We start from the raw sequence: 18,200 nt of genomic DNA on the forward strand, positions 1-18,200 counted from the left end.
ATCCATGGCCAAGCAATCCGATAACCGCCATTTTCTCGGCATCGATGTCGGCACCGGCAGCGCAAGGGCCGGCGTGTTCGACCGCTTCGGTGCGCTCCTTGCGAGTGACAGCGCATCCATCGCACTTTGGCGGGAGGCCGGCGACATCGTCGAGCAGTCGAGCGAGGATATCTGGCGTGCCGTGTGCCGCAGCGTGCGTGGCGTGGTGGTACAGGCCGGCATCGCTCCGGACAGCATCGCGGGAATCGGCTTCGACGCGACCTGCTCCCTGGTGGTGCTGGGCGAGGGAGGCGCGCCGCTGCCCGTCGGCCCGTCCGGCGATCCTGAGCGCAACATCATTGTATGGATGGATCACCGCGCCGCCGATCAGGCGCGCCGGATCAATCAGACGGGCGAAAAAGTTCTCGACTATGTCGGCGGAACGATCTCACCGGAGATGGAGACGCCAAAACTGTTGTGGCTCGCGGAAAACATGCCTGACACATTCTCCCGTGCGTGGCAGTTCATGGACTTGACGGACTTTCTCACCTGGCGTGCGACAGGGAGCCTGTCTCGCTCCATCTGTACCGTGACCTGCAAGTGGACCTATCTGGGTCACGAAGCCCGCTGGGACGATCAATTCTTCCGCAAGGTCGGCCTCGGCGTGCTGGCGGACGAGCAGTTTCGCAGGATCGGCACCGAGATCGTGCCCGGCGGAACAAAACTGGCGGCGGGTCTGACGGCGGAGGCCGCGGCCCATCTCGGCCTCACCGCGGGTACGGCGGTCGCCGCTGGCCTCATCGATGCTCATGCCGGCGGTGTTGGTACGGTGGGCGCGCGCGGTACGGCGGGCACGGTGCTCACGCGCATGGCCTATGTGTTCGGAACGTCCGCCTGTACCATGACGACCACGCCGGATCCGTCTTTCGTGCCCGGCGTGTGGGGACCCTATTTCTCCGCCATGGTGCCCGGACTTTGGCTCAATGAAGGCGGGCAGTCGGCCGCCGGCGCTGCCATCGAGCATCTGTTGCAGATGCATCCGCATTCCTCGCAAGCGGCACAGGCTGCACGCCAGAAGCGGCAGACGCTTGCGGATTGGCTTGCCTCGGAAACCGAATCTCGCGGCGGTGCCGGAATGATTCCGCAGTTGGTCGGCGAGATTCATGTCGTCCCCGAATTCCTCGGCAATCGCGCGCCGTTCGCAGATCCTGATGCGCGTGCGCTGATTGCCGGGCTCGATATGCGCTCGGATCTGGAGAGCCTGCTGGCGCTTTATCTCGCCGGGCTGTGCGGTCTCGGCTGCGGGGCGAAGCAGATTGTTCGCGCTCAGCAAGAGAAGGGCATTGCGGTCGATACGATGGTGGTCAGCGGTGGTGCCGCAAAGAGTCCCCTCGTGCGGCAAGTCCTCGCCGATATGACGGGGCTGACGGTCGCCGCGTCGGCATCCCCGGAAGCCGTCCTGCTCGGCTCCGCGATGCTTGGATCGGTCGCCTCGGGCGACCATGCCGATCTCGGCGAGGCGATGCAGGCGATGTCGGTTCTGGGAGACATTTCTCGACCTCAGGCTGCTCTGGCGGACTGGGTCGATCGGCGCTTTTCCGCCTTCGAGGCCCTGCAGAAGGTCGGCCGGGCAATTCGAAGCGCTTCGTAGCCCCATTGCCAGCTGGACCGGACCTACCCAGGCGCGGTTTGCATCCGAGGTGGCTGCCTACGCAGGAGAGGGCGTTCGAGCCCTTTCATCATATCGACACATATGTCATGATAGAAATACAAATGTATAGGACCGCATTTTGGCGGGCTAGGGAGGGCTGCCCATGGGTAGGAAAGTCGCATTCATTGCGGCCTTGTTCGGCGCGTTGGCATTGGTTGGTCCGGCGCAGGCGCGGGTCGAGGTCCAGTGGTGGCATGCCATGAGTGGCGTCCTCGGCGACCGGCTCAATGAGCTGGTCGAGAAGTTCAACACCTCGCAGGACAAGTACACGGTCGTCGCGGTCGCCAAAGGGAACTATGACGAGGTGACCAACGGGGTGATCGCCGCCTATCGCGCCAAGCGGCCGCCGGAAATGGTGCAGATCGCCGAGCGCGGTTACATGACGATGCTGCTGTCAGGAGCCATTGTCCCCGTGCAGGATTTGGTGGAGCAGAAGGGTTACAAGATCGACTTCTCGGACTTCATCAAACCCGTGGCAAGCTTCTGGAGCTACAAGGGCCGGATGTCGGCGATGCCCTTCAACTCGTCGACGCCGATCTTCTGGTACAACAAGGATCACTTCCAGAAGGCCGGCTTCGACAAGCCAGCCGAGACCTGGCAGGAGTTGGAGAAGCAGCTCTACGCCATCAAGTCCAAGGGGATCAGCGAGTGCGGCACAGTGCTGCCCGGCGATTTCTACTGGAGCCTGCTCGAGAACTACAGCGCCATCAACAATCAGCCCTACGGTACGCTCGCGAACGGTTTCGACGGGCTCGGTACCGAGTTCGTCTACAACAAGACGAAGGTAGTCTCGCAAGTCGCGCGGCTCAAGAAATGGCTCGATGACGGTGTGATGCAGATCGCGGGCCAGGGCTTCAGTCCCGAACAATTGTTCACGTCGGGCCGGTGCTCGACCTTCGTCAATTCGACCGCATCACACGGCAACATCGAGCGCAACGCGACCATCAACTGGAGCGCCACCTTCCTACCGCACGAGAGCGACATCAATCCGCCTCTCAACAGCACCATCGGGGGCGGGGCCATCTGGGTCATGAAGGGCCACACACCGGAGCGATACGAGGCCGTCGCGGCCTTCCTGGATTTCGTCGCGCAGCCGGAAACCCAGGTCTGGTGGCACGGCGCAACTGGCTATGTTCCCGCCACCAACCGCGCCTATGCGCTCGCGCGCGAACGTGGCTATTACAAGGATCATCCGACCCGGGAGATCGCGGTGCTGCAGCTCTCGCGCGGCACACCGAACGAGAATTCGCGCGGCTTCCGCTTCGGCAACTTCGTGCAGACGATGCTGGCCCAGCGCCAGGAGGTCGAGGCGGTGTTCGCCGGTCAGAAGCAGCCGCAGCAGGCCATGGATGACGCCGTCAAGCGGGGTAACGAGATCCTGCGGCAATTCGAGAAACTCAACGCCGGGAAGACTCCGGAAACTGAGCGTCCATGACGTTGCGCCTGTCGATCCCGTGGCGCGAGGCACGCGCACCCGTGCTGCAGGGAAGGCACGGGGGCCGCGGGTCCAAGGCCGTGCCGGCGGCACTCGCCGGCACCCCACGACGGTCGAGCAGAACGCGGCAGCGTGAGGAGGCCGGACTGAAGCGCGCCAATTTCGGCGACGGTCCCGGCCTGCCGATGCTGCTGTTGCTGCCGCAATTGCTGATCCTGCTGTTCTTCTTCTTCATTCCGTCCCTGCGAGCGCTGATGCAATCCGTCCTGCTCAGCGATCCCTTCGGGACCAACGTCCAGTTCGTCTGGTTCGACAACTTCAAGACGCTGCTTGCGAGCAGCGATTACCGCCAGTCGATCACGGTGACGTTCTGGTTCACGGTGGCGCAGAACGTGCTCACCTTGACCAGCGCGCTGGTGCTGGCGTTTGCGACCGACAGGATCGTACGCGGCCGTTCGGCCTATCGCACGATCATCCTGCTACCCTATGCTATCGCGCCGGCGATCGCCGGCATCCTTTGGGCCTTCCTGTTCAATCCGGCGGTTGGCCCGCTCGCGCAGGTGCTGCACGGTTTCGGCATTGCATGGGACCCCAATCTCAATCCCACCGATGCGCTGATTCTGGTGACGCTCGCAGCATCCTGGAAGCACATCTGCTACGACTACATCTTTCTGGTCGTAGGATTGCTCGCGGTGCCGGTGTCGCTGATGGAGGCTGCCGCCGTGGACGGCGCGGGTCCGATCCGCCGCTTCGTCGCGATCGCGCTGCCGATGCTCGGGCCCACCATCTTCTTCCTCACGGTGATGAACTTCATCTATGGCTTCTTCGAAACCTTTGCCATCATCGATGCAGTGACCAAAGGCGGCCCGGCCGGTGCGACCAACATTCTGGTCTACAAGGTCTTTGTCGACGGCTTCGTCAATCTCGATCTCGGCTCTTCGGCCGCACAATCGGTTCTCTTGATGAGCTTTGCGCTGATCTGCACGCTGCTGCAATTCCGCTATTTCGACCGCAAGGTCAATTACGGGGTCTAGCCGGATGGTCGAACGCTCGCCGGTCCTCAACGTGATCTGCCACGCGATCCTGATCGCCGGCGCGCTGATGGTTTGCGTGCCGCTGTATTTCGCGTTCGTGGCCGGCTCGCTCACCGTGGCCGAGGTGCAGAAGGTGCCCTTGCCGTGGCTGCCGGGAGGTCAATTTTTCGACAATCTGCAACTGGCCTGGAGCAAGGGCAATTTCAGCCGCACTTTCGCCAATTCGGTTATCGTGGCGCTCGGCATCACGGCCGGCAAGATCGCGGTCTCACTGCTCTCGGCCTTCGCGATCACCTACTTCCGGTTCCGCTACCGAATGCTCGCATTCTGGCTCATCTTCACGTCCCTGATGCTGCCGATCGAGGTTCGCATCGTGCCGACCTTCGAAGCCGTGGCAAATGCGGCGCTGCCGCTGCAATGGCTTCTGGATGCGCTGCATGTCGCGGATCTCTGGGCCTGGATCAGCGGGCACGAGGTCGCGATCGCGCTCGAATGGAATATGGTCAACACCTATCCCGGACTGGTCCTCCCGCTGATCGCCTCAGCCACTGCCACATTCCTCTTTCGCCAATTCTTCCTGACGATCCCGGAGGAGCTATGCGAGGCTGCCAGGCTGGACGGCGCCTCGCCGCTACACTTCTTCTGGAGCATCCTGCTGCCGCTCTCCGTGCCGAACATGGTCGCGCTCGCCATCATCCTGTTCCTGTTCGGTTGGAATCAGTATCTCTGGCCGTTGCTGTTCACGACCGACAAGGACATGGCAACGGCGGTCATTGCGTTGAAGGGCCTGATCCCTCGCTCCGACAGCGAGCCGGCCTGGAACATCGCGATGAGTGGTGCGCTCCTCACGATGTTGCCGCCGGTGTTGGTCGTCCTGCTGCTGCAGCGCTGGTTCATCAAGGGTCTTGTCGACAGCAGCAAGTAGGAACTGATCATGGTTATCATTGCCGGTCATCGCGGGGCACGTGACCTTTGGCCCGAGAACAGCATTCTCGGATTCCGTAACCTCTATGGCCTTGGCGCCGACGCGGTAGAGTTCGACGTCCACCAGAGCTCAGACGGTGGCATCGTCGTGATCCACGACCCCTTACTCGACCGTACCGCGCATGGCACTGGCCCAGTCGGCGAGCGCAGCCTGAAGCACCTGACCTCGATCCAGCTCCGCGATGCTGGCGGCGAGTGCATTCCGACCCTCGGCGAGGTGCTCGACGTCTTCAGCGATACGGCGCTCGAGCTGCAAATTGAGATCAAGACTGATGCCCTGGGCAACGTCTACCAGGGACTCGAGGCGAAGCTGATCGAGGAGATCAGGCGACGCGGGCTGCAGCGGCGGGCGATCTTGACCTGCTTCGTCCCCGAGGTGATCGAAACCGTCCGCAAGCAGGCACCGGACGCGCAGGTGCTGGCTTCGCTCGATCGCCGCTCGGCCGAGATGATGGGCGGGATCAAGCCGGCGCTCGAGCGGTTCGCCAGAATTCGCGACTGCATCGTGGCCATCGAGAAGACACTGCTGATGCCAGCGATGCCGCTGGCGCTCGGCATCCTCGGTCCGGCGCGAATCGGTGCGTGGGTGACCAACACGCCCGAGGATATCAGCTACTGGCTGGGCCAACCGGTGCGGCAGATCACGACCGACCGGCCGGATCTCGCCGTTAGCATCCGTCGCAAGCTCGAAACGGCGCCGGCCCGCGCATGATTCCCCGCCGTCGCTTTCTCGTGGGGTCGCTGGCGAGCGCCGCGTTGGCTGCGCCCGCCGGGTTCGTGCGGGGAGCGCCGGTTTCGTTTGACGCGGATCCTTTCACGCTCGGTGTTGCCTCCGGATGCCCGCGGGAGGATCGCGTCACCCTGTGGACCCGTCTTGCGCCGCAGCCGCTCGAGGGCGGCGGCATGGGGCCCACGCCTGTGGACGTTGAATGGCAGGTTGCCGACGAGGAGGCCTTCTCGCGCATCGCCTCGCGCGGCATCGTGCGGACGACCGCAGAGCTGGCGCATTCCGTGCACGTCGAGGCGACGGGGCTGCGGCCGGACTGGGTTTACTGGTACCGCTTCCGCGTCGGGCCGGCGCTCAGCCCGGTCGGCCGCACCCGAACCGCGCCCGCGGGGTCGGAGCGGTCGTTCCGTTTTGCCTTCGCATCCTGCCAGCAATACGAGCAAGGCTATTTTGCCGCCTACCGCGACATGGCCGCACGCGATCTCGACCTCGTCGTGCATCTCGGCGATTACATCTATGAGAAATCCTGGGGATCGCGCCACGTCCGCCAGCACGGCGTCGGAATTCCGACCACGCTCGAGGAATTTCGCAACCGCTACGCGCTCTACAAGAGCGATCCCGACCTGCAAGCGGCGCACGCCGCCTTTCCCTGGCTCTCGGTCTGGGACGATCACGAGGTGATGGACGATTATGCCAATGATCGCTCCTACACGGTGCGCGATGCTGTTCAGTTTCTGAAGATCCGCGCGGCCGCCTATCAGGCCTATTACGAGCACATGCCGCTGCCGCCCTCGGCGCGTCCACGCGGCGCGGACGCCACGATCTACGAGCACTATCGCTTCGGCGACATGCTCGACGTGCTGTTGCTCGACGATCGGCAATATCGTTCGGCATCGGCGTGTGTCGGAAGCGGGCGGCCGACCTGGGTGACGGACTGTGCAGGCCGGACGGACGAAGCGCGGACGATGCTGGGGCGCGAACAGGAGCAATGGCTCGATGCGGGCCTGCGCGACTGCCGCGGCCGCTGGACTATCGTCGCGCAGCAGACCTTGATGGCGCCGGACAAGAGGGAAGGGGACGATGGCGCGCATTTCTGGATGGACGGCTGGGACGGTTATCCCAATGCACGCCGCCGTCTCCTTGATTCGCTCGTGACGCATCGCCGGCGCAATCCGGTCGTAATCGGCGGCGACCGTCATGCCTTCTTTGCCGCCGATCTGAAGCACGATTTCGCCCGCCCGGATGGCCCGACCATCGCGACCGAGTTCGTCGGCACGTCGATCACCTCTGACGGACCGAGCGAAGCCAGTGTGCGCAAGGCATTGGCGGAGAATCCGCATCTGGTCTATGCGCGCGGCGACAAGCGCGGCTATGCGACCGTCGAGCTCGACGCCCGGCATTGCACTGTGGGATTCGAGGCACTCGACGACGTCAAGAACGCCGCAAGCGCCGTGCGCCGGATGACGAGCTTTGTGGTCGAGGATGGCGTACCGGGCGCGAAGCCCGCATGACGGAATCCACATGCCGCAGATTTGACGACCACCGAAAGATCGCCTCAAATGCCGCCGACGTCTGACTGTGCCTTGGGGCCGCTGCGGGGGCTGCGCCGTGACTGATCAAACCATCCTGCGGGTCGCTTGGCTTTACTATATGGAGAACCTGACCCAGGCCGAGATCGGCGAGCGGCTGGGGCTGACCCGCGCCCGCGTCAACCGCATGCTGTCGGATGCCCGGCAGACCGGTATCGTCAACATCCGCCTCAACTCCGCCTTCGCGAGCTGCACGGAGCTAGAGCATCGCTTGCGCCGGGAATGCGGCCTCGAGGACGCCGTCGTCATCCCGAGCCCGGAGAATCCCGAGCAGGTCGGCAGCCTGATCGGGATGGCGGCGGGAGCGTATCTCTCGAAATTCCTCGAACAGAAGCGGCCGCGCATCATCGGTATCGGATGGGGCGCAACGTTGCGCGAGACGATCCGTTACGTCACGCCGGCGGACTATCCCGAACTCTCCATCGTCTCCATGATGGGCGGCCTGTCACGCGGACTTGAGCTCAACACGTTCGAGATTGCGGGCGAGCTCGCGCACCGGCTGCACGCCCAGTGCAGCTATCTGGCCGCTCCGATCTTCGTCAGCAGCCGGCGCTCGCGCGACACCTTCCTGGCTCAAGAGGTCTATCAGGAGGTGCTGAACAGCGTTGAACGGATCGATCTTGCGCTCCTGAGCATGGGAGACATGACGCCGCGCTCGCTGTTGATGCGGCATGGGCTGCCGCCGGACGTCCGCGCTGAGCATCTGCGCGCGGCAGGCGCCGTCGGCGACGTCCTGGCGCAATTTCTCGACAAGACCGGCAGGCCTATCGATCACGGCATCAACAGCCGCGCCATTGCGATGCCGCTCGAGAAGCTGGCGCGTGTGCCTACGTCGATGTTGATCGCCGGGGGGCCCAACAAGGCGCCGATCATCGCGTCGGTGCTGCGGGGCCGGATCGGCAAGGTGCTAGTGACCGACGAGAACACCGCCGTTGCCGCGCTGAAACTGATCGACAAGCAGAAATAGCCGTAAGTTCCCTCGCCGCTATTAATTCCGCGCCGTGCGCACCCCTGTCCACGCGCAGCGGACGTGCGCCGAAAGGCGCGCAAAAGCATTTGTCTCCCCGCTGTTACATATGTAACATGGGCGAGACAATTGCTCAGAAGGATGGCGTCGACATGCGCGCTGCGGTGCTCCAGGACATTCGTGATATCCGCGTCCTCGATATCCCCGAGCCGAGGCCGCTCGCGGAGGACGAGCTCATCGTCCGCGTCAAGGCAGTCGGGGTTTGCGGCAGCGACCTGCATTCCTATCTCGAGGGCGGAACAACCGGTCCGACCAGCGTAACGCCGTTCGTTCTGGGGCACGAATTCTCAGGCGTGCTCACGCCGGACTCGGCGCGCAAGGCGGGGTTCTCGGCCGACGCGCTGGTGGCGGTCGATCCCTCCATTCCCTGCGGCCATTGCGAGTGGTGCCACCGCGGCCACACCAATCTCTGCCCCAATGTGAAGTTCCTGGGCTACGCGCCCCACAACGGCGCCATGGCCGAATTCGTCTGCGTGCCAAAATCCGCCGTGCATTTGGTGCCTGACAGCATCGATCCGGCCGGCGCGGCGATCCTGGAGACGCTCGGTGTCGCGATCCATGCCATGGATCTGGCGCGTCCGCGGCTTCTGGAAACCTTGGCGGTGCTCGGCTGCGGGCCGGTGGGATTACTGCTCGTGCAGCTGGCGCGGCTCGCAGGCAGCGGGAAGATCATCGCGATTGACCCCGTCGAGCAGCGTACCGCGCTGGCCTGCGACCTCGGGGCGGACGTGGCTTGCGGCAGCTACGCCGAGGTCGCGGACGCCACGGAAGGCCGCGGCGTCGATCTGGTGATCGAGGCAACCGACTCATCGCACGGCTTCGAGCATGCCGCGCGCTCCGCACGTATCGGTGGCCGGGTCGTTCTCGTCGGCATCCCCGACAATAATCAGTACATCCTGAGCGGCGCCGAGTCGCGTCGGAAGGGCCTGTCGATCAAGTTTTCGCGCCGCATGCCGGAGGTCTATCCGCGGGCCATCGCGCTCGCGCAAGGCGGGCAGGTCAAGCTGGCGCCGCTGGCTACGCATCGCTTCTCGCTCGACCAGACGCCCGCCGCCTTCGAGCAGCAGGTCGCGCGGCGCGATGGGATTATCAAGGCGATCATTTGCCCGTAATTGAGCGGCATCTCGCCAAAATCCTGGGGCAACGGAGGCAGGCATAGAAGCCGGGCCGGTCGTGATGGCGAAATCGTCGAAGCTGGTCGTCACCCGAAAGGGGCGCGTGCTGATGGTGCGGCGCAGGAAGATGTCCGTTAAGGTTCAGCACCTCTCGCAATCGTATTCTGTTGCAAGACGGATAAGGGCTTCGCTCGTGCAATAATCCTCGCTGGCAAATGTCGCTCTGCTTCACCAATAAAAAATGCGCTCGGCTAACCAGTAAGTACCGACCGCAACGACTGCCAGCGACGCGATCCGGGGCGTAAGGGAAGCTCCGCGCCCGTGTCTCATTAGCGTCAGCAAGGGCATGATCATTGCGACGAAGAGCAACTGCCCAATCTCAATGCCGAGATTGAATCCCAGCAGTGCGCGTACAATGGCCCGTCCCTTAAGATCCAGTTCCCCCAGAGCCGACGCAAAGCCGAAGCCGTGGAGAAGGCCGAAACCGAAGACCCAGATCCATCGCCGTCGGGCTGGCTCGATGAAAAGAAGATTCTCCAAGGCCACCCAGACGATGGTCGCGGCGATCAGCGGCTCGACAATGCGGTCCGGGACGGTAACGATGCCGAAGGTCGCGAGCGACAGCGTGACGCTGTGGGCAACGGTGAATGCCGTCACGATGCGCACCACGGACCCTAGGCCCTTTGCGGTCGCAAGCAGCGCGACAAGAAACAGGAGATGATCATAGCCGGTGACGATATGCTCAACGCCGAGCTTGATGAAGTCGAACCAGCCGGTAGCGAGCGGGCGATCGAGATCAAGCGACACCTTCCGGGAGCCCTCCTGGAAAGCGACCTGCCGCTCACCGCTCGATGTCATGACATTGCCGAGGGTCTGATAATGCTCGCCGAGAAGCGCGCTCCAGTCCTCGGTGATGTCGAGACGGCCTTGCGAAGCGTTACAGGTGAAGTCGATCTCGATGGTGCCGCGGGCGTCGGTCGCGCCGGCGCCGCCGATGCGCACGACACCCATCCGGCAACGCGCGCCCGCAAGTTCGATGAAAAGGGTTTCGCGCGCGTAGCCAGCAATCCGCTCCGCGGCGACGCGATCGCCATTGGCGGCCGCCTTCAGGCCCTCGGCGGATCCGATCGGTATTTCCGGCAGCACGATCGACAGCGCGTAGCGCAGGCGATTATCGACGAGTTCAACACGCAGCAGCGCTGTCGTGATGGCGTGCGCAAGCACGACGCCCGGCCAGAGCAGGACGAGAGCTAGTCCGATCCACTTTGGGAGTCTCCCGGTCACTGCGCGCCTCCCACCTGTTCCCAGGCTTCCGCCACGAAGCCGGGGAGCAGCGCGACCTCACGCCGGCCATCGATCCTGGCATAATGCGAAAGTCCGAGCAGGCTGGTTGCGCCAAAGGAGATCGCGAAGGTTTTGCCTTCCGCTCCCCTGACCACCACGCGCAGTTTTGGCGGATCGAGCCCAAATTGCGCGGCGTCGACGCTGGCAACCTCGTCCTCGCTCAGCATCCGCTCCGGCCCGGAGTTGCGCAGAAGCGTCAACGCCGCCTCGAGCCGCGCGTTGAATCCCGGCGGCGCATTTCCTTGCGCAACGCGCCAGCCCTCGCCCTCCCGTGCAAAGCGCCATTGTCCGGCAGGGGCCGCGACATCGACCTCTCGCACTTCTGCAGTCGACATAACGAGGAGGCCGCTCGGCGTGAAAGGCGCAAGGCCCGGTCCGCCGCGGCCCCCGGTGAGGGCAAGAGCCGCGAGGAAGGCAATGGCGGCGAGCGCCGCGGCAGGCCAGGCGAAACGGCTCATCGCCGCCGCCACCACATGATGCCGCCAGCGAAAGCGATCAACCCCGGCATCAACAGCACCGTGACGATGAAGATGCCGCGGGTCTGCTCGCCCGTCAGCGTCACCGTTGGCAGGACCTCCACTGGCGGCTTCATGGTCGGCGCCTTCTCCTCGCGGCTCAGCCAACCGATGCTGGCAAGCACCACGTCGGAATTCCCGAGATAAGGGAAGAAGGAATTGGATGCGACGTCGGCATCCCCCACGACGATCAGGCGAAACGGCTTCGCTGCCTCGCTGAGACGCCCCTCCGACGCAAGCGCAATGATCCGCGCCGCCGGCGGATCTGCCTCCGGGGCCGGTCGATTGGCAAGGCGATCGCTGATGACATAGCTTTCCGCACTGCTGACCGCGAGCGGCACCACCCTCACATCTGGCGCCGACACCTGCTCGAGCGGCCGGGCGCCGGGATAGAAAGACAGCGAAAGACCACGCGTGACCGGATGGGCAGCGTAATGCGACACGGCGATCATCTGCTCGTCGGTGAAGTAGTGGTCTTTGGGATCGACGATCACGCCATTGCCTATCCTGATGCCTGCCCGCGCCAGCAACGTGGCGATGCTTTCATCCAGTACATAATCAGGCTCGACCAGCAGCATCGCCGAGCCCCCACGCTCCAGATAGCGGCGCAGCATCTCACTCTCGCCGGGGCTGTAGCGCGTGCGCGGATTGGCTTCGACGACGACGGCGCAATCGTCCGGGATTGGCTGGCCGGTGGCAAAGGAGACTTTACGCGCGGAGAGCCCAAGTTTTTCCAGCGCACGCCGGAGACGGCCGATGCCGTGCTGCTCCATCTGCACAACTGCAAGTCCCGAAGCGTCGTGACTATGGCTCTGCGCGCCCTCGAAATGGGTGTGGAATTCAAAATTGTCGATGTCGTACTCGCCATGCCCCACGGCGAAGCAGACGACGAGCTCGCGCCGGCGCATCAATCGTAGCAGGCCGATCGCGACCTCGCGGTCGTCGGTGGTCACCACCTCGACACGTCGGCCGCCGGCGCGCAGGACCGCGGAGTTATAGGTGCGCACGCCAAAGCTGCTGGCCAGTGCCGGATTCTGGTCGGCATCAATCAGCTGCACGCGGAAATTGGCATTCTGCCGTTCGAGTTGGGCGAGCATGGTGGCGAGCGCGCGGGCACCCGGATTTTGCTTCTGATAGAAATACGCGACGTCCACCGGCTCCTTGAGCGCGCTCACCATGTCGCGCGCTTCAGTCGAAGGTGTGAAAGCCTTCTCTCGCGTCAGGTCCAGATAGGCGTCATGGCGGAACAGCGCGACATTGGCGAAAATGACGACGGTCAATGCCACGACGACGACCAAGGCAGTGCTGATGGCGCGGTTGGCCGAGCCGATCTGCACCGGCAGCTTCAGCCCCGCCGCAGACAGCAGCGCCAGCGCAGCAATCACGCCGACGAACCAGCCGATGTTGAGGAGATCAGCGCTCATCGCTGCGCGAGCCCCCAAGCGGTGAGGAAAAGCGCAAGCATGCTCGCGCTGATATAGTAGCCGATGTCGGACAAGAACACGGAGCCCGAGACCATCGGCTTGAAATGGCCGATCAGCGACAGGTTGATGGCAACGCTGTCAAACGGCGGGACGAGCAGGTAGGACACGGAATCGGCGAACCAGAGCATCAAGAACGTCCCGATCGACAGCGCGGCCGCAACCACCTGGTTCTCCGTCAGGCTGGACATCAGAAGGCCGACCGCAACCAGCAGCGAAGCATGCAGCGCCAGCGCCAGATATCCCGCATAGATCGGGCCCCAGTCCGGCTCACCATAACGATCCAGGATCGCGGCATAGATGAGCGAGGCGGCAAACATGCTGAGCACCAGCGTCAGCGTCGCTGCATACTTGGCGAGCACGATCCACACTTCCCGCACCGGCGCGGTCAGCAAGAGTTCGAGGGTTTCGGAGCGCCGCTCCTCGGCGAAGGAGCGCATGGTCAGCACTGGGACCAAGAGGATGGAGAGCACGTACATCTGGTGGAAGATGTATTGCAGGTTGGCGACCTTGGTCGCAAACAAAGTAAGGCTGAACGTATAACCCAACACGAGGAGAAACACCGCGGCAACGGTATAGCCGATCGGAGACGTCAGCACCGCGTTGAGCTCCTTGGCAAACAGGACGCGCAGCGTTCTCATGTGAGCGACAGAAACCATTGTTCAAGATCGGGCGTATCGGCGACCGCGCGCACGCCAAGCAGGCGACCGCTCAGCAGCACCGCGACACGGTCAGCGGTTTTTTCCACTTCGCTGAGGATATGCGAGCTCATCAGCACAGTGTGACGGCCGGCCAATGAGCGGATCAGTTCCCGCATCTCGATGATCTGCCTGGGATCGAGGCCGTTGGTCGGTTCGTCAAGGACAAGGATATCCGGCTCATGGATCAGCGCCTGCGCCAGTGCCGTGCGCTGGCGGTAGCCGCGGGACACGGCGTGTGTGAGCTTGTGCATCACCTCAGACAGCGCGAGCCGCTCGACCACGCGGTCGATGGCAACACCAATCTCGGCCTCCGGCAGGCCGCGCAGCCGTGCCATGAAGGCAAGAAATTCGCCGACGCGCATATGGGGATAGAGCGGCGCCGCTTCCGGCACGTAGCCGATGCGCCGCCTCACCGCGAGGGACTCCCTTACGACGTCAAGGCCCCCCACGGTAAGTTGGCCGGCGGACGGCAGAAGATAGCCGGCAAGCAGCCGTATGAAGGTGGTCTTGCCGGAGCCATTGGGCCCCAACAGCCCGAATACCTCTCCGGCGCGGACGTCGAGCGTTAGTCGATCGAGAGCTGCGACCGGTCCGTAGCGCTTGCTAACTTCAATGGCCGAAATGGCAGGCGTACCGGCCGACACGCCCGGAAGCGACACGCTGCTAGGCGAGATGGTCATGCAACGTTCCCGACGATGCACCCTGCCGGTCGCGTCCTTGGAGATGTCCCCACCCGCTTCAAATCTCAGTCGTAGAACTCGGGCGCCTTCTTGGTGGCTTTAAAGATCTCGGGATCGTGACCGTAGAAGATTTGCGCGTTGTTGGCGTCGCGGATCTGGCGAACGCGCTGATAGCTGCGGTACGCATCGTTCGGAGACTGCGTGCCCGGGATCGGCGGAATCAGGTTCTTGTCTAGATTTTCCTTGAGATAGACAACATCGCTGGTCAGGATGACTGTGCCGGTCTTCGGAAGCTTGACCACAACGAACTGGCTTCCAGGCGTATGGCCGGGCGCGCGCATCACACGCACCGAACCATCGTCGAACAGGTCGAGGTCGCCGCTGAGGCGAATGATGTTCATCTTCTTGGTATCGGCAAAATCGCCGGGGATATAATAAACGGAGAAGCCGACGTCGGGCCACCAGGCGGCCTTTAGTTCGTCTTCCTGTGCCACGAGGGTGGCATTGGGAAACTGGCCGACATTGCCGCCGTGATCGAGATGGAGGTGGCCGACCACCACGTACTTGATGTCATCGGTCTTCAGGTCAATCTTGGCGAGCTGGGCGGGGATTGCGTCATCCTTGGTCATCTTGAGGCCGAAGCCCTTGGCCAGCGGACCCCACCAGCCCTCGGGATCGGTGATCGTCTTGTCGTTGTTGCCGGTGTCGATGATAACGTTGCCCTTAGGATGCTTCAGCACGTAGAAGCTCACCGGGGCCCAATCGATGTTGCCTTGGCCGCCCATCTGCAGCGCCGCTTTGGGGAACCCACCGAGTGACCCCGAGGTGAAGACATAGAGTTTGGGACCATCCTGCGCAACGACAGGCGCGGTAGTTGCCCCGATGCCAAGGGTGAGAGCGAGACCCAACGCAAGCTGCTTCAATGCCATAGCGTGTCCTCCTCATGTCTTCATTGTTTACGGGCCGTCTGCGCGGCCGCAGGGCTCGGCCAGCTTCGCGGCCGAATGCGCCAGAATAGGATCGAGACTTTCGTGATGGCAAGACGAAATGACGCTTTGGGCGACAAAATCGCTGACGCCCTGAAACGGAGCGCTCGGTTCTGGGAGGCTCGGTCGGCGGAGAGCGAGGCGCAAAACGTTGCGTCCTGCAGCCGACAGAGTCCGCTTCGCTTTCTTCTTACCCGAAGTGAGGAGAGCTGCCTGTTCAGGGGCCGTCATGAACGCCAAATATGCCCGTCGTGCTTTACCGCATGCAGCTCGACGATTTCCTCGGCGAAGAAGGCAAGTGCGACGAGTTCGAGGCCATCGCCGTCAACGAAGTCCTTGCGTGGCAGATCGAGCAGGCGCAGCCAGATCGGGCGTCCTGCTCGACCCGACGAACGGTATATCACGCTGGCCATGCTTCAGCGCGCCGCGGGCATGGTCGGGCCGTCCCTCCGGCTGGAATTGGCTTGAGACGACGCGGCCTGGTATCGAACGCGCAACTTGCGTGCTGCGCCTCCGCGCGCTTCGCCGCATCTCTCTAAATTGTGTCATGAAGTGGCTGCTGCCTGTGGTAGATATGCCGGTGCGCAACAACCCAGGCAGGGGTAGAGCATGCAAGTGGCTGATCGTTTCATCGGGCGTTCATCACGAAACAGGGCGATGCTCGGCATGCTTGTCCTGCTCATCTGCGTCCATTCCGGCGCCACGAGCGGACAGAGTAATGAGGCGGTGTGGCCGACAACACAATGGCAAACCTCGACGCCGGAAGAGCAGGGCATGGATTCGGCCGCACTCGCCAGGGTTGTTGCGTTCGGTACCACGCGCAGCTTCGACAGCCTGCTGGTGACCCGCCACGGCCGCGTCGTGCTCGATGCGTACTACGCGCCGTTCACTGCCGACATGCCGCACACGATTAATTCCGCCACCAAGGCGGTGGTCGCGACGCTGACGGCGATGGCTTACAAGGATGGCCTGCTAGATCGCCTCGACCACCCGATGCTGGATTTCTTTGCCGATCGGAAAGTCGCCGATGCCGACGAGCGCAAGAAGGCGGTCACGGTTCAGCATCTGCTCAACATGACGTCCGGCCTCGAGTGGGACGAAGGGTTTGAAGGCGGCCGCGAACAATCGATGCGGGACATGGGCGCGAGTCCCGATTGGGTAAACTTCATCCTCGACCGTCCGATGGCGCATGCGCCGGGCGAGAGCTTCTATTACAACAGCGGCGGCTCGCATCTGCTGTCCGCAATCATCAGCAAGCTCACCGGAAAGAACACCGCCGATTATGCCAACGAGCGGCTGTTCGGCCCGCTCGGCATCGCGCCGCCATTCTGGCGCCGGGATCCGCAACGGCTTCCGATTGGCGGCTTTGGCCTCGCGATGCGGCCTCGCGACATGGCGAAGCTCGGCTATCTCTATCTGCGTAACGGCGAATGGGATGGCAAGCGGCTGCTGCCAGCGGACTTTCTCGAGGCCGTCGGCCATGCCACCATTAACATGAACGCGCGGTCCGATCCCGCGCTGCGCTACGCCAACCAGTTCTGGGCGATTCCCGGCAAGCACGTCTATATGGCGGTCGGATATCACTGCCAGGTAATCATGGTGCTGCCCGAAAAAGACATCGTCGCCGTGATGACGGCGCGGGATTTTTGTCCTTTGGGCAGACTGGCCGACGATATCTCCGGCGCGGTCAAAGCCGATTCTGCGCTGCCGGCCAACCCGGCGGCAGCCGACCGACTGGCCGAGGTGATCGCGGAGGTCTCGACCGAGAAGGCGACCAAGGTCGGCGCTGCGCCGGCGATCGCTGCCGCGATCTCGGGGAAGACTTACAGATTCTCCGACAATGCGCTCGGCATCAAATCGCTGGTGCTCTTCCTGGCCGACGAGAACCCACGCTACATCGTGCAGATGGCGGCGGGCGATCCGGCGCGGCGCCAGCTCGACGGGCCGATCGGGCTCGACGGCCTGTACCGCAAGAGCGCGCCGAGCTTCCTCGGCATTCGCGCCGCCAAGGGCTCGTGGCAGAACGAACAGACCTTCATCTTCGATTTCCAGTATGTCGGACTCGGCGAAACCTCGATCTGGACGCTGACCTTCGACGTCGACAAGGCAATCCTGCGCGGCAAAGCGCGGTACGGGCGCGAGGCGACGGCGGAAGGGACGTCGGGCGGTTGAGTGATGCGCTCCGCGAGCACTCTTTAGCTGCGCGCTGTCCACGCCTCCTTCATCACAATGAAGGTGCGGGCCTGAGTTACGGTGCACTAACCAACATTGCCACGATGATGGACTCGTGCTCCTGGTTTGCCCCAAGTGTCAATTGTCTTCGCCTTGTCGGGCAAAGCATACTCGCCGCCGGCTGCCATGCTCTTTCGTGTTTTCGATATTTTTGTCGGACGCGCGCTGGCACCGGTCTCGCGGGCCGGCGAGCGAAGAGGGCGCGGCTCGCCATAGCTCGCGGGCCCGAACAGCCCGCCTCCGCCCTGCCGGCTTCGGCGTGGTTGCCTTCGGCACGATGTGGCTTGCCTAGCCGAAGCTGGCGTAGACAGCGAAGGCTGGTGGGCCCGGCAGGACTCGAACCTGCAACCAGATCGTTATGAGCGGCAGAATTTCGACTAGGGGCGTTGACCTTCCTGCGCTTTTGTTCGAGTCCGATGGCCTTCGTTCCGTTTCGTTCACGCCGTTTCTGGTGCGAAACTGGTGCGGTGCTTCGAAACTGGCCTGAGGGCCACACAAGCCGGCGATCGGCAGAAGGGTCCAGGAGCGGGCCAAATCGGCCATGATTGCTTTCACGATTGGCTCTTTGCGGTAGTTCGTCACGGATCTGATCCGCTCATCCAGGCACGTGCCGGACAACCGCGCGCGCTTAATGAGCGTTTAACGCTTTTGCGCAACAGA

The 18,200-nt window shown here is 63.2% G+C and carries 16 protein-coding genes; 9 read left to right on the top strand and 7 right to left on the bottom strand.

Annotated elements, in window-relative coordinates:
* The first annotated feature begins 4 nt into the window (after positions 1 to 4).
* From IVB12_RS31445 to IVB12_RS31480, 8 genes are all read left to right on the top strand, one after another.
* Positions 5 to 1,630, top strand: a complete 1,626-nt coding sequence (locus IVB12_RS31445) for an FGGY-family carbohydrate kinase (RefSeq protein WP_247305144.1) — start codon at positions 5 to 7, stop codon at positions 1,628 to 1,630.
* A 163-nt stretch (positions 1,631 to 1,793) separates the two neighbouring features.
* Positions 1,794 to 3,125: an extracellular solute-binding protein gene (locus IVB12_RS31450; RefSeq protein ID WP_247305147.1), complete on the top strand. Its 1,332-nt coding sequence runs from the start codon at positions 1,794 to 1,796 to the stop codon at positions 3,123 to 3,125.
* A 185-nt stretch (positions 3,126 to 3,310) separates the two neighbouring features.
* A complete protein-coding gene (locus IVB12_RS31455; RefSeq protein WP_247305639.1) occupies positions 3,311 to 4,159 on the top strand; it encodes an ABC transporter permease subunit in 849 nt (282 codons plus the stop codon).
* A gap of 4 nt (positions 4,160 to 4,163) precedes the next feature.
* Positions 4,164 to 5,084 carry an ABC transporter permease subunit gene (locus IVB12_RS31460; RefSeq protein WP_247305150.1) on the top strand — a complete coding sequence of 307 codons (921 nt, stop codon included), beginning with the start codon at positions 4,164 to 4,166 and terminating at the stop codon, positions 5,082 to 5,084.
* 9 nt (positions 5,085 to 5,093) lie between these two features.
* Positions 5,094 to 5,855, top strand: coding sequence for a glycerophosphodiester phosphodiesterase family protein (locus tag IVB12_RS31465; protein ID WP_247305153.1), 762 nt, complete (start codon positions 5,094 to 5,096; stop codon positions 5,853 to 5,855).
* Positions 5,852 to 7,381: an alkaline phosphatase D family protein gene (locus IVB12_RS31470; protein WP_247305156.1), complete on the top strand. Its 1,530-nt coding sequence runs from the start codon at positions 5,852 to 5,854 to the stop codon at positions 7,379 to 7,381. The genes IVB12_RS31465 and IVB12_RS31470 overlap by 4 nt, the downstream gene beginning before the upstream one ends.
* 97 nt (positions 7,382 to 7,478) lie before the next feature.
* Positions 7,479 to 8,426: a sugar-binding transcriptional regulator gene (locus tag IVB12_RS31475; RefSeq protein WP_247305158.1), complete on the top strand. Its 948-nt coding sequence runs from the start codon at positions 7,479 to 7,481 to the stop codon at positions 8,424 to 8,426.
* Positions 8,427 to 8,542: 116 nt separating this feature from the next.
* Positions 8,543 to 9,598: an alcohol dehydrogenase catalytic domain-containing protein gene (locus IVB12_RS31480; RefSeq protein ID WP_247305161.1), complete on the top strand. Its 1,056-nt coding sequence runs from the start codon at positions 8,543 to 8,545 to the stop codon at positions 9,596 to 9,598.
* 231 nt (positions 9,599 to 9,829) lie between these two features.
* Here IVB12_RS31480 and IVB12_RS38520 read toward each other — a convergent pair whose 3' ends face one another.
* From IVB12_RS38520 to IVB12_RS31515, 7 genes are all read right to left on the bottom strand, one after another.
* Entirely contained in the window at positions 9,830 to 10,825 is a 996-nt protein-coding gene (locus IVB12_RS38520; RefSeq protein WP_247305163.1) for a HupE/UreJ family protein, read from the bottom strand.
* A 56-nt stretch (positions 10,826 to 10,881) separates the two neighbouring features.
* Positions 10,882 to 11,403: a DUF4340 domain-containing protein gene (locus IVB12_RS31490; RefSeq protein WP_247305165.1), complete on the bottom strand. Its 522-nt coding sequence runs from the start codon at positions 11,401 to 11,403 to the stop codon at positions 10,882 to 10,884.
* Positions 11,400 to 12,884, bottom strand: a complete 1,485-nt coding sequence (locus tag IVB12_RS31495; RefSeq protein ID WP_247305167.1) for a Gldg family protein — start codon at positions 12,882 to 12,884, stop codon at positions 11,400 to 11,402. Before IVB12_RS31495 ends, IVB12_RS31490 begins: the two co-directional genes overlap by 4 nt.
* Positions 12,881 to 13,582 (bottom strand): ABC transporter permease subunit, encoded by a 702-nt coding sequence (locus IVB12_RS31500; RefSeq protein WP_247305169.1) that lies wholly within the window; start codon positions 13,580 to 13,582, stop codon positions 12,881 to 12,883. Before IVB12_RS31500 ends, IVB12_RS31495 begins: the two co-directional genes overlap by 4 nt.
* Entirely contained in the window at positions 13,579 to 14,322 is a 744-nt protein-coding gene (locus tag IVB12_RS31505) for an ABC transporter ATP-binding protein (protein WP_247305170.1), read from the bottom strand. Before IVB12_RS31505 ends, IVB12_RS31500 begins: the two co-directional genes overlap by 4 nt.
* A gap of 65 nt (positions 14,323 to 14,387) precedes the next feature.
* The gene (locus tag IVB12_RS31510; protein WP_247305172.1) at positions 14,388 to 15,251 is read right to left on the bottom strand and encodes an N-acyl homoserine lactonase family protein; all 864 of its coding nucleotides are present in this window, start codon (positions 15,249 to 15,251) and stop codon (positions 14,388 to 14,390) included.
* Between the two features lie 284 nt (positions 15,252 to 15,535).
* Positions 15,536 to 15,721, bottom strand: a complete 186-nt coding sequence (locus tag IVB12_RS31515; protein WP_247305174.1) for a hypothetical protein — start codon at positions 15,719 to 15,721, stop codon at positions 15,536 to 15,538.
* 253 nt (positions 15,722 to 15,974) lie between these two features.
* Between IVB12_RS31515 and IVB12_RS31520 the strand changes: the two genes are divergently transcribed.
* Positions 15,975 to 17,480 (top strand): serine hydrolase, encoded by a 1,506-nt coding sequence (locus IVB12_RS31520; RefSeq protein ID WP_247305176.1) that lies wholly within the window; start codon positions 15,975 to 15,977, stop codon positions 17,478 to 17,480.
* Positions 17,481 to 18,200 lie beyond the last annotated feature (720 nt).

Source organism: Bradyrhizobium sp. 179, assembly GCF_023073535.1.
Classification (GTDB): Bacteria; Pseudomonadota; Alphaproteobacteria; order Rhizobiales; family Xanthobacteraceae; genus Bradyrhizobium.

Bases quoted from the DNA above. Each gene is read 5' to 3' on its own strand.
- IVB12_RS31465 (WP_247305153.1), top strand. From the start codon at position 5,094: ATGGTTATCATTGCCGGTCATCGCGGGGCACGTGACCTTTGGCCCGAG.
- IVB12_RS31450 (WP_247305147.1), top strand. From the start codon at position 1,794: ATGGGTAGGAAAGTCGCATTCATTGCGGCCTTGTTCGGCGCGTTGGCA.
- IVB12_RS31460 (WP_247305150.1), top strand. From the start codon at position 4,164: ATGGTCGAACGCTCGCCGGTCCTCAACGTGATCTGCCACGCGATCCTG.
- IVB12_RS31490 (WP_247305165.1), bottom strand. From the start codon at position 11,403: ATGAGCCGTTTCGCCTGGCCTGCCGCGGCGCTCGCCGCCATTGCCTTC.
- IVB12_RS31515 (WP_247305174.1), bottom strand. From the start codon at position 15,721: ATGGCCAGCGTGATATACCGTTCGTCGGGTCGAGCAGGACGCCCGATC.
- IVB12_RS31495 (WP_247305167.1), bottom strand. From the start codon at position 12,884: ATGAGCGCTGATCTCCTCAACATCGGCTGGTTCGTCGGCGTGATTGCT.
- IVB12_RS31455 (WP_247305639.1), top strand. From the start codon at position 3,311: ATGCTGCTGTTGCTGCCGCAATTGCTGATCCTGCTGTTCTTCTTCTTC.
- IVB12_RS31510 (WP_247305172.1), bottom strand. From the start codon at position 15,251: ATGGCATTGAAGCAGCTTGCGTTGGGTCTCGCTCTCACCCTTGGCATC.
- IVB12_RS31500 (WP_247305169.1), bottom strand. From the start codon at position 13,582: ATGAGAACGCTGCGCGTCCTGTTTGCCAAGGAGCTCAACGCGGTGCTG.
- IVB12_RS31505 (WP_247305170.1), bottom strand. From the start codon at position 14,322: ATGACCATCTCGCCTAGCAGCGTGTCGCTTCCGGGCGTGTCGGCCGGT.
- IVB12_RS31470 (WP_247305156.1), top strand. From the start codon at position 5,852: ATGATTCCCCGCCGTCGCTTTCTCGTGGGGTCGCTGGCGAGCGCCGCG.
- IVB12_RS31520 (WP_247305176.1), top strand. From the start codon at position 15,975: ATGCTTGTCCTGCTCATCTGCGTCCATTCCGGCGCCACGAGCGGACAG.
- IVB12_RS31480 (WP_247305161.1), top strand. From the start codon at position 8,543: ATGGGCGAGACAATTGCTCAGAAGGATGGCGTCGACATGCGCGCTGCG.
- IVB12_RS31445 (WP_247305144.1), top strand. From the start codon at position 5: ATGGCCAAGCAATCCGATAACCGCCATTTTCTCGGCATCGATGTCGGC.